The sequence below is a fragment of the Lentibacillus salinarum genome, assembly GCF_042679865.1.
Lineage (GTDB): Bacteria > Bacillota > Bacilli > Bacillales > Amphibacillaceae > Lentibacillus > Lentibacillus salinarum.
In genome coordinates, this window is record NZ_JBHTNH010000022.1 from 1 (window position 1) to 14,282 (window position 14,282).

General features: G+C 49.1%; 12 protein-coding genes. All 12 read left to right on the forward strand.

The features are described from left to right. The first annotated feature begins 202 nt into the window (after positions 1-202). The 12 genes from prfA to ACFQ4A_RS10105 all read left to right on the forward strand — a co-directional run bounded on the left by prfA (position 203) and on the right by ACFQ4A_RS10105 (position 13,924). The gene (gene prfA, locus ACFQ4A_RS10050) at positions 203-1,273 is read left to right on the forward strand and encodes a peptide chain release factor 1 (protein WP_382400147.1); all 1,071 of its coding nucleotides are present in this window, start codon (positions 203-205) and stop codon (positions 1,271-1,273) included. 4 nt (positions 1,274-1,277) lie between these two features. Continuing rightward, complete coding sequence (prmC, locus tag ACFQ4A_RS10055; RefSeq protein WP_382400149.1) at positions 1,278-2,138, forward strand: peptide chain release factor N(5)-glutamine methyltransferase; 861 nt, start codon at positions 1,278-1,280, stop codon at positions 2,136-2,138. Positions 2,139-2,203: 65 nt separating this feature from the next. Then, entirely contained in the window at positions 2,204-2,836 is a 633-nt protein-coding gene (spoIIR, locus tag ACFQ4A_RS10060; RefSeq protein WP_382400151.1) for a stage II sporulation protein R, read from the forward strand. Between the two features lie 66 nt (positions 2,837-2,902). Then, complete coding sequence (locus tag ACFQ4A_RS10065; protein ID WP_382400153.1) at positions 2,903-3,304, forward strand: hypothetical protein; 402 nt, start codon at positions 2,903-2,905, stop codon at positions 3,302-3,304. 290 nt (positions 3,305-3,594) lie between these two features. Further along, positions 3,595-4,617, forward strand: coding sequence for an L-threonylcarbamoyladenylate synthase (locus ACFQ4A_RS10070; protein WP_382400217.1), 1,023 nt, complete (start codon positions 3,595-3,597; stop codon positions 4,615-4,617). 168 nt (positions 4,618-4,785) lie between these two features. Then, the gene (locus ACFQ4A_RS10075) at positions 4,786-5,340 is read left to right on the forward strand and encodes a manganese efflux pump MntP (protein WP_382400155.1); all 555 of its coding nucleotides are present in this window, start codon (positions 4,786-4,788) and stop codon (positions 5,338-5,340) included. 404 nt (positions 5,341-5,744) lie between these two features. Then, positions 5,745-6,359, forward strand: coding sequence for a low molecular weight protein arginine phosphatase (locus tag ACFQ4A_RS10080; RefSeq protein WP_382400157.1), 615 nt, complete (start codon positions 5,745-5,747; stop codon positions 6,357-6,359). A 65-nt stretch (positions 6,360-6,424) separates the two neighbouring features. Next, positions 6,425-6,982, forward strand: coding sequence for a TIGR01440 family protein (locus ACFQ4A_RS10085; RefSeq protein WP_382400159.1), 558 nt, complete (start codon positions 6,425-6,427; stop codon positions 6,980-6,982). Between the two features lie 55 nt (positions 6,983-7,037). Beyond that, positions 7,038-8,273 (forward strand): serine hydroxymethyltransferase, encoded by a 1,236-nt coding sequence (locus ACFQ4A_RS10090; protein ID WP_382400161.1) that lies wholly within the window; start codon positions 7,038-7,040, stop codon positions 8,271-8,273. A 1,430-nt stretch (positions 8,274-9,703) separates the two neighbouring features. Beyond that, the gene (gene upp / locus ACFQ4A_RS10095) at positions 9,704-10,333 is read left to right on the forward strand and encodes a uracil phosphoribosyltransferase (RefSeq protein WP_382400163.1); all 630 of its coding nucleotides are present in this window, start codon (positions 9,704-9,706) and stop codon (positions 10,331-10,333) included. Positions 10,334-10,347: 14 nt separating this feature from the next. After that, complete coding sequence (gene wecB, locus ACFQ4A_RS10100; protein WP_382400165.1) at positions 10,348-11,463, forward strand: non-hydrolyzing UDP-N-acetylglucosamine 2-epimerase; 1,116 nt, start codon at positions 10,348-10,350, stop codon at positions 11,461-11,463. 292 nt (positions 11,464-11,755) lie between these two features. Beyond that, a complete protein-coding gene (locus ACFQ4A_RS10105; protein ID WP_382400167.1) occupies positions 11,756-13,924 on the forward strand; it encodes a S8 family serine peptidase in 2,169 nt (722 codons plus the stop codon). Positions 13,925-14,282 lie beyond the last annotated feature (358 nt).

Sequence of the window (14,282 nt, forward strand, 5' to 3'; positions counted from 1 at the left end):
ATTCCCGAAAATTCGGCTTCTCTTTTTTCGTATAACAGGAGAATGATAATTTTCGAATATTCGGTTTATAATATGATGAATTTCAAGAAACAAGTGAAATGAAAATAATTTTAATCCTCAGCGCTGAAGCATCCCGCATAACTTTGACCTGCCGGCAGGAGTATACTATAATTAGACTGTTAATCGAAGAGAGGTGACCGTTGTGTTAGAACGTTTACAATCATTGGAGGATCGCTATGATAAACTGAATGAATTGCTCAGCGATCCTGATGTTATAAGCGACACGAAGAAGCTGCGCGAATACTCCAAGGAACAATCCGATCTTGAGGAAGTCGTGCAGGCTTACCGACAGTATAAAGATGTAACCAAACAATTGAAAGATACAAAAGAAATGCTTGAAGAAGAATCAGATGATGACATGCAGGATATGGCAAAGGCGGAAATCGAGGAACTGTCCGAAACAGAAAAAGAACTGGAAGAACGGTTAAGAATCCTGCTTCTGCCAAAAGATCCAAACGATGACAAAAACGTATTTATGGAAATTCGCGGGGCAGCCGGCGGCGATGAGGCGGCTTTGTTTGCCGGTGACCTTTACCGTATGTATGCGAAATATGCTGAAATACAAGGCTGGAAAATTGACGTGGTCGAAGCGCATGCGTCCGCTGTCGGCGGCTATAAAGAGATCATTTTTATGGTCAATGGGACGGGTGCCTATTCCAAGTTGAAATATGAAAATGGCGCCCATCGCGTGCAGCGTGTTCCGGAAACCGAGTCCGGCGGCCGTATCCATACATCGACAGCCACTGTAGCGGTGCTGCCGGAAGCAGAGGAAGTGGAAGTTGATGTTAATGAAAAAGACATCCGTATCGATACATTCGCTTCCAGCGGTCCCGGTGGTCAGAGTGTCAACACGACCATGTCGGCTGTCAGGCTGACCCATGACCCGACTGGGATTGTCGTGTCCTGTCAGGATGAAAAATCGCAAATCAAAAATAAGGAAAAAGCAATGCGCGTGCTGCGTGCACGGATATATGATAAATACCAGCAGGAAGCACAGCAGGAAATTGATGAAAACCGAAAATCCGCCGTGGGGACGGGTGACCGTTCGGAACGTATTCGCACGTACAATTTTCCGCAAACCCGCGTGACCGATCATCGTATCGGCCTGACACTCCAGAAGCTCGATCAGGTGATGGAAGGAAAATTGGATGCGTTCATTGATGCGCTACTTCTGGAAGAACAGACAAATAAAATGGAACAAATTGGAGAATAACCCCATGGAACGTGATCCAAAGCTGTATGAAGTCCTGCGCCGGGCTTCACTTTTTTTAGAAGAAAACAACCGCGAGCCGAAAGTGGCTGAACTGCTGCTGCAGCATTATCTTGATGTGAACCGGACAACATTTCTGGCCATGATGCACGATCCGGTACCGGAAGCGGTGTTACAGTGTTTCCGGCATGCCGTAACAACGCATGCGGAAACCGGTGTGCCGTTGGAGCATCTAACCGGCTGCGCCCCATTTTACGGTCGTTATTTCGATGTCAGCGAGCATACCCTGATTCCGCGCCCCGAAACCGAGGAACTCACACAGCTCGCTATCCAAACAGCATCGGAAGGGCCGCTTACCATTGCCGATATCGGTACCGGCAGTGGCAATATCGCGATAACACTGGCACTGGAACTGCCTGACGCGATCGTATATGCAACCGACATGTCAGCGGAAGCACTGGCTGTTGCCCGACAAAATGCGGCTCAATTGGGTGCGAACGTCACCTTCCTGCAGGGTGATTACGTGCAGCCGCTGATCGATCGAGACATCCACGTTGATATGCTCATTACCAATCCGCCCTATATCCCCTTGCATGAAAAAACGCTGCTGTCCGATACGGTCAGGGATTTTGAGCCGGAAGAAGCACTTTTTGCCGGGCATGATGGGCTGGCCGCGTATAAAGCCATTGTCGAGCAGCTGCCGGAAGCAGTGAAACCGAATGGCTATGTTTTATTCGAAATTGGCCACCAGCAGGGAAACGCCGTTCAGTCGCTGGTAAAATCGACCTTTCCGCAACGTGATGTGACCATTATCCAGGACATTAACGGAAAAGATCGCATCGTGAAAGCAGGTCCAATAATAGATTGATAGTATAACAAGAAAGCCCCCTGTCCATACTGTTTATAAAACAGGTTGGAGAGGGGTTTTTGAGCATGCAGAAGTTAACGGTTTCAGCTATTATTATTGTTTTGATTGTATTTGCCATGCCAATGACGGGTACAACCCAGAAAGCCGGCTCTGATACACCGTCCGATGCTGATATAGCCGACATAAAAGTGATCCCGGATGACGCGATTCGTTTACGCATTTTGGCGAACAGTGACCAAGACGCGGATCAGCAATTAAAGCGGAAAGTACGTGATGACGTCAATGCGGCCATCAGCGAATGGGTGGAGGACATGACCGACATTGACGAAGCGAGAAAGCTAATTGAAGCACATATCCCGGAAATCCGCAGCATTGTGGAAGATGTGCTGGAAGCAGAGAACAAGCAGCAGACAGTTGACGTTGAATACGGTCAAAATATCACCTTCCCGGCCAAATTGTACGGTTCGTATCTGTATCCGCCGGGTGAATATGAAGCGGTTTTGATTACACTGGGTGAAGGTGAGGGCGCGAATTGGTGGTGTGTCCTGTTCCCGCCGCTGTGCTTTCTGGATTTTTCCAACGGCACAACGGTAGCTGAGGCGGAAGAAGCCGAAACAGAATCGGAGCAGGAGAAAGAAGAGGAGGAGGAAGAAGAAGAGGCCGATGTTAAATTTTTTCTCTTTGAATGGTTTGGCTAAGTCATAGATTTACCAGTTTCCGCATAATATACTAGAAAATCTGCCAAAATCATTGAGGTGAGAAAAATGGAATTAATCGCAGCGAACCATGCACCAGAAGAAAAACTGGAACAATTTTTACAGCATAACGAAAATGTGGAACGGGAATTGCTTCTGGAAAAGGGTTATGTCGTAACGTTTAAGGGTACGATTGAAGGCTGTTTTGTGATGGATTTGGTTGATGCCGATGTTTACTGGCTTAAACAGCTTCATGTGACCAAGCAGGCTGCAACGTCATTGCCTGTTTTACTGGAAACGATTTTGGCGCTTGCCAAAGAAAAGCAGGCCAGACAAGTATTTGTCCACAGCCACCAGCCAATGGTTGACGTTCTCTTGGAAGCATTGCAATTTCATCCACAAAAGGACAATGCATTTGTGCAGGAAACGCCGAATCAGGAAGGCAACTGGTGGACTTATCATGTATCCTAATGATTTATCCACAACTATACACAATTTCCTGTGGGCAACCTGTTAAAAAGACGTGTACAACCTTTTATCGTTATCCACATGATTGTGGAAGAATAAATTTGATCAGCTATTGCTCAGTCTACTGATGTCATCAAACCCGGTGTCCAGCACGGAGAATGACGGAAAAATAAAGAAAATCAAATATATGATAACCTGTGTACAGCCTGTGGAAAGACTCCATCAGGCTTATTTTTTTGCGTTCAAAAAACCGTTCGGCTAGAATGATCAATAGGAAAAGAGGGACAGCCATGATGCAGACAAAACGCTGGAACGTTAAAACAGAGCAACCTGATCAGCAGGCGATTGCAGAAGCCGTTGACCTGCTGCAAAACGGCCGGACGGTGTCATTTCCGACTGAAACGGTTTATGGACTTGGGGCTGATGCGACGAATGCGCCAGCGGTTTCCGGGATTTTTCAAGCCAAAGGGCGGCCGGAAGATAATCCGCTGATTGCCCATGTCGCCACAAAAGAGCAACTGCTCAATCTGGTGACCGGTCTATCGTTGGTTGCCGAAAAATTGCTTGATGCCTTTACACCCGGGCCGTTAACGCTGGTGTTACCAAGCAATGGTACATGCGCTGCTAACGTTACGGCAGGGTTATCCACAATCGGGGTGCGCATTCCGGATCATCCGGTGGCCCAGGCCCTGCTGAAAACGTGCGATCGTCCAATTGCAGCCCCGAGCGCCAATTTGTCCGGGAAACCAAGCCCGACGACCGCCGACCATGTCTGGGCTGACTTGCAGGGGAAAATCGCCGGACTTGTTGATGCCGGCCCAACAGGGGTTGGCGTGGAATCAACGGTCGTCGATTGCACCCAGGAAATACCGGTCATTCTTCGGCCGGGCGGCATCACCAAAGCACAACTTGAAGCGGTAGCTGGTTCGGTTATGGTCGATCCCGCATTGGCTGGCACCGCTGAAAACCCGAAAGCCCCGGGTATGAAATATACCCATTACGCACCGGAAGTTCCGCTGTGGCTGGTGGCCGGCCCACCGGATAATGTGCAGGCGGTCATTGACCGAGAACACGCCAACCGGAAACGCATCGGCGTGATGGCTAGCACGGAAACGGCGGCCAAGCTGCACTCAGCCCGTATTATCCCGCTCGGTTCCGACTTGCGGTCCGTTGCGGCAAACCTCTATGATGCCCTTAGGGTTTTCAAAAGTGGGGATGTGGATATCATTTTATGCGAAATGTTTTCAAAAACAGATATCGGTCAGGCGATTATGAACCGACTGGAAAAAGCCGCCACCGATTTTGTGGATAACTGAGACAGCTGCATCAATCTTGTGGATAAGCTGATTTTTTTCCGCTGATCATCGTGCAGACGGTGTCACGGAATGCAGCTTTCTGCAGACGAACAGACGCCGGACGGGTTCGCTGCATATGACGCCCTGGTCATGCATATAGTTTAATAGCATGTCCAGGGGGGAGTATGGATGTCGGCTTATCAAATTGGTGAAATCGTCTCGTTAATTTTTATGGCTGTCGCATTAGGGATGGACGCCTTTTCGGTCAGTCTTGGTATGGGGATGCAAAAAGTTAGGCTGAAGCGGATAGCCATGGTCGGCGGCGTTGTGGGTTTATTCCATATTATGATGCCGTTTGCCGGTATTTTACTCGGTCAGGCCATCTCAGAACAAATTGGTCAATACGCCACACTCAGCGGCGGATTGCTGCTTTTCGGGATCGGCGCACAAATGATTTTTTCCGCGTTTAACCACGAGTCAAAACAACTCGCACAGCCGGTTGGCATCGGGCTTATTTTTTTCGCGATCAGTGTCAGCCTCGACAGTTTTTCGGTCGGTCTCAGTCTCGGTTTGTCGGAAGTCAAAACGGTGATCGCCTTGCTGTTATTTGGCGCAGCCAGCACTATTCTCACTTGGATCGGTATGCTGCTGGGAAAGAAAATGCACGGCTTGCTTGGCGTATACAGTGAAATATTGGGCGGCAGCATTCTTTGCGGATTCGGGTTACATATATTGTTTGGCTGAATAAGGAGACCATAGAGTTTCCAGCTGTCAGGCGGCGTGTCTTTTTCTTAAGATAAAAAAGGATAAAACTTTGGACGACGCTTTCAATACAGAAATCGGCTACCTCGCCGATTTCCTCCAATCCGACTTCTGACCTCTGGCATCTGAAAAGACGCGTTAGCGTTTTTTCTTAGTTGCAATAGGGCCATTGCCAAACCGCTTTTTCCCCATTGATTTTCCGATTTTTTCTGACAACGGCGTGATTTTATGATATAGTTTTTGGTAGGATTAGATTTAACCAATGGCGCCGGCCCATTTACGGCACAATCTTGGGTAACGCCTGCATAAGCACGTCCGCTGCCGAAGCGTTCCGTTTCCTGTGCGTCGATAGCCACGCCACTGAATAAAGAGCGGAGGTTATTCTTTTGAAGATTTTGTTTGTATGTACCGGAAATACATGTCGCAGCCCGATGGCGGAAGCGTTATTGAAAGATAAAATGCCTGATGCTGACGTGCGGTCGGCGGGGATTTTTGCAGCGAGCCACCAGCGTCCGAATGATCATGCTGTCGAAGCGTTAAAACGCCAAGGTGTAACGCTGGATACAACATCAGAGCCGGTGACCGGTGAATTGCTGCAATGGGCGGATGTTGTCCTCACCATGACGACCCAGCATAAACAGTCATTGATCATGGAATACCCTGACTTCCAGGACAAATATTTTACGTTAAAAGAATATGTGTCACATGCTGACCATAAGATCTGGAACGAACTGAAACGGCAGTATGCTGCGTATGAAGAAAAACGCTCGCAGTTCATTCAGCGGCATCAGCATAAAATGAGTCACACGCAGCTTGACACAGAACTGCAAGCGTATTTGCAGGAGGACTGGGAAACGATTCAAAAGCTTGAGGCCAGCCTGATCAATTATGATATCTCGGACCCGTTCGGCGGCGAGCTGTCCGTATACGAGCAAACACTGGAGGAACTTGGTAAACAGATTGATGCGTTGGTAAAAAAGCTGCGTGACCATGAATCTTGACGGCCATGACCGTTGGCTCGGCAATTTGACCGGTACGAACATAACGCAAAATGGGGTGGTGGCGTATGGATGGTCAACTAGATTTAAAACAGCAAGTCGGAGAGGATATGAAAGCGATTATCCATGAATGGCTGGCGAGCGGCCATTTACGCGCAGGAGACGTATTTGTAGTCGGCTGTTCCACCAGCGAAGTGGTCGGCGAGCGCATCGGTACGTCCGGCAGCGAAGAAATTGCCGCGGTTCTTTTTGAAGCCTTGGCATCGTTACAGGCGGAGGCGGGCGTTGCAGTCGCTTTTCAATGCTGTGAACATTTGAACCGGGCATTGGTTGTGGATAAAGCAACCCAAAACAAGCATAACCTGGAGGAAGTGTCAGCCATCCCTGTCCCTGAAGCGGGGGGCTCAATGGCCTCTTACGCGTATAAACAGATGGAAAATCCGGCTGTCGTTGAAACAATCCGAGCCGACAGCGGCATCGACATCGGTGACACAATGATTGGCATGCATTTGCAACCGGTTGCTGTACCGCTCCGTTTTGAACAGCGTATGATCGGCAACGCCCGGGTGACAGCGGCCCGTACACGTCCGAAGCTGATCGGCGGCAAACGGGCTGTCTATGATTGACGTCATGAGCAGACACAGGCAAACCAATACACAATAAAACAAGGGGGAGTTATTAATGGAACATGTGAAGCAAACCGATCACGAACTGTATGAAGCCATTAACGCCGAAGAAACACGCCAGCAGGAAAAAATTGAATTAATTGCGTCGGAAAATTTTGTATCTGAGGCCGTCATGGAAGCGATGGGCTCGGTGTTGACAAATAAATATGCGGAAGGGTATCCGAGTAAGCGGTACTATGGCGGCTGTGAGCATGTGGATGTCGCGGAAAACCTGGCACGCGACCGGGCAAAGGAACTTTTCGGTGCGGATCACGCCAACGTTCAGCCCCACTCCGGCGCCCAGGCGAACATGGCAGTTTACTTCTCTGTCCTGGAGCCGGGTGATACGATTCTTGGTATGAATTTGAACCATGGCGGGCATTTAACCCACGGCAGCCCGGTGAATTTCAGCGGAAAATTGTACAATGTCGTTGATTACGGTGTCGATCGGGAGACAGAGCAGCTTGATTATGAGGCCGTTCGCGACCGAGCAATAGACGTTCAGCCGAAATTGATCATTGCCGGTGCGAGTGCATACCCTCGTGAAATTGACTTTGCTAAATTCCGGGAAATTGCTGATGAAGTCGGTGCGTACTTGATGGTTGATATGGCCCATATTGCTGGTCTGATTGCAGCAGGACTTCACCAAAATCCGGTGCCGTACGCTGATTTTGTCACGACGACAACTCATAAAACGTTGCGCGGGCCACGTGGCGGCATGATTTTATGCAAAGCGGAATATGCCAAAAAGATTGACAAATCGGTGTTCCCGGTTATGCAGGGGGGCCCGCTCATGCATGTGATCGCGGCCAAAGCTGTTTCCTTTAAAGAAGCGTTGACGGCTGATTTTAAAGCGTATTCGAAGCAGATCATCCAAAACGCGAAGGCATTAAGTGACGCATTGGCCAGCGAAGGTCTGCGGATCGTATCAGGTGGAACGGACAACCATTTACTTCTGGTTGATGTCACACCACTCAAGCTTACTGGTAAAGTGGCCGAAAAAGCGCTGGATGATATCGGCATCACGGCCAATAAAAACACCATTCCTTTTGATACGGAAAAGCCGTCTATCGCCAGCGGTGTTCGCATCGGAACAGCAGCCGTCACCACCCGCGGCTTTAAAGAAACCGACATGCAGGAAATGGCTTCAATTATCGCGTCTGTTTTGAAAAATCATGAAGATGAACATGCCCTGAAGGAAGCAGAAGAGCGTGTCAAAGCTTTAACCGGCCGGCATCCATTATATGCATAAGTTAAAAGGCGTCCCTATATGGTGGAAAAAAGTTGAAAAAACAGTACAATTATCTTAAAAGTTACAACACTTTAACACCGTAATTAATAGGTCAATTACTGTTGTTTTTGACACAACATCCATAAACTGCAACGTAACTGTTGCTGGATTGTTTTCTATAAGTACGTGTCATTCCCGCCGTCCGGGATCGCTTCGGGCGGATGCTTTCCGCGGGCACGGCCTCAGCCTCCTCAGAAGCAAAGAACGCTTCTTCCGGGGTCTTCGGACACGTGCTGTTCCCGCAGGAGTCACCGCNGATTACTACCACGGTTAGTAAATCCAAACTAGCGGCGGAAAAACACGGAGACTCCTGTGGGAGCAGAGGCCTAGATGAGACCCCGCAGTGCGTCAGCAATCTTTTCTGCGAGGAGCGTATGCCTCGCCGGATTAGCTTGCAACGCGACGAGCAATACCTCCACCCAGTAAACTTCGAGTTGCGAGGAGTGCAGCTTCACCGTGTATTTCCTACGCTAGTTTTGTGGTATTCGAATCCTTAACATTGTAGCTACAAATACACTGGTTGATTGGAGCGGAGGGCTGTCGACTCCTGCGGTCGTCGGCTAAGAACGGTCACCTCCTGTGACCAACGCCGACACTAGAACGTCCTGTTCGTCGAAGCAACGGCTGAAGATCCCGCAGGACAAGGAAAGCTGCGGCAGCGTTACATCGCACGAAGAAAAAGTGGTTTCCTTTTTCGAGGAAGCGGTTTTCTTCCGAGGAAGCTGAAGCGTTGCCCGCGGAAAGTGACTGCCCGGAGCGGAAATCAACGTAGCAGTTACGTCGCACTTATTATCAACTGCGAGAGTTTAAGAGCAACAAAATTTGCGAAAGAGTCAAAAATAAAAGATAAAGCTCAGTTAACTACAACTGAGCTTTATCTTTTATTTATTTTCATTTTGCTTAACTAAAGTGCCCGATGATTGAACAAGGTAGTGAATTTCCCTTTTTAGAGGTTGTTCAAAAAGTCCGGTAAAAATGACACGTCGAATTTCTTCGTTGGCTTGTTTCTCCGCCGCTCATGTATCTAGGGGAAGTTCTGCTAAAACCGTCCACGTCCTGTGGACAACGCAGAACTCACCACACACATCCTGTGGAAGCCCGCTGCTCGAAACGGCACCGCCTCGAACTTTCGACGCACAGGACGTGCTAGTGTCGGCGTTGCAACAGGACGTTGCGAACTTAGCCGACCGGTCCTTTTTATCCTCCTTTTTGAACACGCACTTTTAGGGGCATCTTTTTTTATAATACTGGAACCAGAAATGTATCAATCGCACCATAACAATAAAACGCAGATGATCAGATCGGGTACAAATGTAATCCTGACTTGCAAGCTCATCCATTTTTCAGTACAATTTTTAAGATGCCACTAAAATGAAGGAGTGATCGGTGAAATGGGAAAAGTACATGTGCTGGATCATCCATTAATTCAACACAAAGTGACGTACATACGCGATAAACAGACCGGAACAAAGGAATTCCGCGAACTGGTGGACGAAGTTGCGATGCTGATGGCGTTTGAAATCACCCGCAACTTGCCATTGCAAGAAAAAACAATTGAGACCCCGGTTATGGAGGCCCAATCGCAGGTGCTCGCCGGCAAAAAAATCGGGCTGATTCCGATTTTGCGCGCGGGGCTCGGCATGGTCGATGGGATGTTGAAGCTGATCCCGGCTGCAAGGGTCGGACATGTCGGTCTTTACCGGGATCCAGAAACATTAAAACCGCACGAATATTACCTTAAGTTACCATCCGATATTGAAGAACGGGAACTGATTGTGATCGACCCGATGCTCGCTACAGGTGGATCAGCGAACGATGCGATCCACTCCCTGAAAAAACGCGGGGCCAAACAAATTCGGCTCATGTGCCTTGTCGCTGCCCCGGAAGGCGTGGAAGTTATTCAAAACGACCATCCTGATGTTGATATTTTCTTGGCAGCGCTTGATGACAAATTGAATGATCACGGCTATATCGTTCCAGGACTTGGGGATGCCGGTGACCGTTTATATGGCACGAAATAAGGCTGGTGCGACATATGGCTGGACGGATTAAAGTCATGACCACCTTTGGGACAAGACCGGAAGCGATTAAAATGGCCCCGCTCGTCCTGGAACTGCAGAGGCGTCCGGCGCAATTTGAACCGATCGTAGCGGTCACCGCCCAGCACCGGCAAATGCTTGACCAAGTGCTGGACATTTTCGGAATTGAACCGGATTTTGATTTAAACATCATGAAAGCAAAGCAGTCGCTTGCCCAAATAACGACGCGTGCGCTTGAGGGGCTTGACGAGGTGATGAAAAAGGCGGAACCGGATATCGTGCTCGTCCATGGTGATACGACGACAACATTTGCGGCATCACTGGCCGCCTACTACAACCAGATTGCTGTTGGGCATGTTGAAGCAGGCCTACGTACATGGGATAAATATTCGCCATATCCGGAAGAAATGAACCGGCAGCTTACCGGCGTTATGGCTGATTTGCATTTCGCCCCGACGGAAAAGGCGAAGCACAATTTGCTGAATGAATATAAATCAGCTGATCATATCGTGGTGACTGGGAATACGGCGATTGATGCCCTGAAAACAACTGTCGATGAAACGTATTCAAGTTCGATCTTGAATGATATTGGTGACCGGCGGCTCGTGTTGGTGACGGCACACCGCCGGGAAAATCTCGGCCGTAATATGGAGCAGATGTTTCGGGCCATCAAGCGGCTCGTCGATACGCATCAGGATATCCAGGTCATTTATCCGGTCCATTTAAATCCGGCTGTACAGCAAGTCGCCAACGATATTTTAGGGGACGACGATCGGATTCAATTGATCGAACCACTCGGTGTGGTGGACTTCCACAACTTTGCCGCTAGGGCCCATTTGATCATGACGGACTCAGGCGGCGTGCAGGAAGAAGCGCCGTCACTGGGTGTTCCGGTACTTGTCCTCCGCGACACGACGGAGCGCCCGGAAGGCATCGAAGCCGGTACATTGAAATTAGCCGGAACAGATGAGGAACCCATTTTCACCCTTGCCGATGAACTATTAAGGAATGACGCCCGCCATGACCAAATGGCTAAAGCATCGAATCCATATGGTGACGGCGAAGCATCAGGCAAAATTGCTGACGCGATTGTGGCTTATTTTGATAGGTAGATAAAGGAAGGACCCGGCTTGTGCCGGGTCCTTCCTCGTTGATTCGGCGGTAATATATAGGACGCTGCCGCGGAATATGGGTGCGAAACCCGAAAACATGAACGCGAACGCGGCAAATATGGGCGCGGGCCCCGAAACCATGGACGGTGAGAGCCCGAAACATGAGCCTGAAAACAGAAACGTTGGTCCGAACGGCTTTCCCATCATCTATACCAATCCCACTTCAATGCATGTTTTTCCTACCATTTCCAAATGCTAACCATATATCTCAAACGATAAAGGAGCACCAGCCATGTACCGTATCCTCATCTCCCTTATGGCCTTCGCCGCCATAGCAAGTCTGCCTGCAGCAGCCGAAACCACGGACGACAACAGCCGGGAAGAGGCCGTGATCATCGAAGTGGACGGCCATCCTGACAGGCATAAAGACTACTTGACCGCCCATCATCCATCCATCGACGTGGTACACACATACGATACGTTATTTAACGGCCTGGCGTTAAAAGGTGATCCGAAACGGTTTGCACAACTGGCCTCGCTGGAATTTATTAAGGCTGTACACCCAGCCGTTACTTATGAAACCCAAACCGATGCAGTAAACCAAACGGACAACAGTGTTATCCCGGCGGAAATCAATGATACCGCCTATACGGGGAAAGGTGTTCAAGTGGCGGTCATTGATACGGGAATTGACTATAACCATCCTGACCTCACCAAAAATTACGCCGGTGGTTATGATCTGGTCGATTTAGATGATGATCCGATGGAGACACCAGCTGAAGAAGGGATGCCGACCCAGCATGGCACACATGTGGCGGGCATCATTGCGGCGGATGGTGAGCTGAAAGGCGTCGCACCGGATGCCAATATTCATGCCTATCGTGCGCTTGGCCCCGGTGGTATGGGGACGTCTGTTCAAGTGATTGCCGCTCTGGAGCAGGCGGTTGATGACGGGGCGGATATTATTAATCTGTCGTTAGGCAATACCGTTAACGGACCGGACTTTCCGACAAGTGTGGCGGTCAACCGGGCGGTGGATCTCGGGGTCCCTGTCGTGATTGCCAATGGCAACGATGGTCCGGAAAACTGGACAATCGGTTCCCCGGCAACAGCAGCCAATGCCCTTTCTGTCGGGGCGACATCACGCCCGCAAACCGTTCCGTACTTGTTTGAATCACGGTCGGATAAAAAAATTCCGCTGACCGAAATGGATGGCTCAAAACCGTGGACCTTATCCAAAAGTTATGACATAGCAAGGCTGGGAGAGCAAGATGTCCGAGGGAAGATTGCCCTGATCGCGCGTGGCGAGATACCATTTTCTGAGCTGGCCAAGCAGGCTGAGGAAGCTGGTGCAGTTGCAGCTGTCATTTACAATAACGAACAAGAACATTTCCAAGGGATGTTGCCTGAAACAGAAGATCCGATTCAGATTCCCGTCGCATCCATTACGAAAAGGGACGGCGAATGGCTGATCGAAAACGCCAGAAGCAGCCGTTCTTACTTGAAAACCGAATACGAAACAACTGACGAGACCGTCGCTGAATTCAGTTCCCGGGGACCGGTTACCGTGAACTGGGATTTGAAGCCGGATATCAGTGCACCGGGGACCAGCATTTTAAGCTCGATCCCCGGTGGTTACCAGGAATTGCAGGGGACGAGCATGGCGGCACCACAAGTGACCGGGACAATGGCCCTTTTGATGGAAGCACATCCTGAATGGACCGTGGAAGAACTGACAGGCGCGTTAAAAACAACAGCCAAGCCAATTAAACGTGGCCATGAAGAGCCATTTGAGCCGATTATCCAGGGTGCTGGCGAAATTCGGCCAAAGCAAGCCAGCAGTACAACAACCATTATTGATAACCCATTACTGTCGTTTGGAAAAACCACTGAAAATCAGGAAACAGAAACAGAGCACATAACGGTCAAAAACACATCCGACAAGCAGCAGACCTACACATTTTCCATGCCAAAACAACAACCGGGGTTACGCTGGGATTTACCGCTCAAGTTTACATTGGCTAAAGGTGAAACGACAAACCTACCGATCGCATTGACAATCAATTCGCACCAGCTCGACACCGGTATCCACCAGGGCTGGCTGACGCTGAATCAGGATGATGAACAATACCGGCTGCCCTATTTGTTTGTCAACAAAACAGCTGATTATCCGAAAGCAATGGGATTTGACTTTTCCTTAAAACCGTTCTCCGATGAGGCCTATCAATATCAGGTTTATGTGCCGGACCCAACCGAACGTATCGAGGTGATGCTTTATGATCCGGAAACCCTTGTTTATGAACGGACACTGCTGCAATCGGACGACGTTCAAATTGGAATGAATGAAGGGCAACTGGATACGTCGGAAATTGGCGATCCGGGACAATATCTGGCTGTCATCAATGTCAGACTCGACAATGGAACGATGGAAAGTTATCAGACAAGCATTCACATACCATGACGTTACTACGGAGTAAGAGGGCTGTTCATTTGTTCACAAAATGTTCATAGAAATGAGCCGTCCATTTCCTATATAATAAGGAATCGATAGGGCAAAAACGGCGTTGAATGGTGGCCGGAAAGCACCGGGAAAATGGCAGCAGCTGGCAATGTAATTTGTCCACATACTGATTGACAATAGGATATGGCTCATGTAAACTAGCTAAGTGTGGAATGGTAAGGGTTTCATGTCTTTTTACTGAAGATGTGCCAAAACCTTACATAATTTTATGTTGTTTATGTCGCACGTTCAGTGATTTTCCTCACTGCTTTGACAAAGGGTCTATTCATTAAGTGAGCGCTGCGGAGAATAATCTATC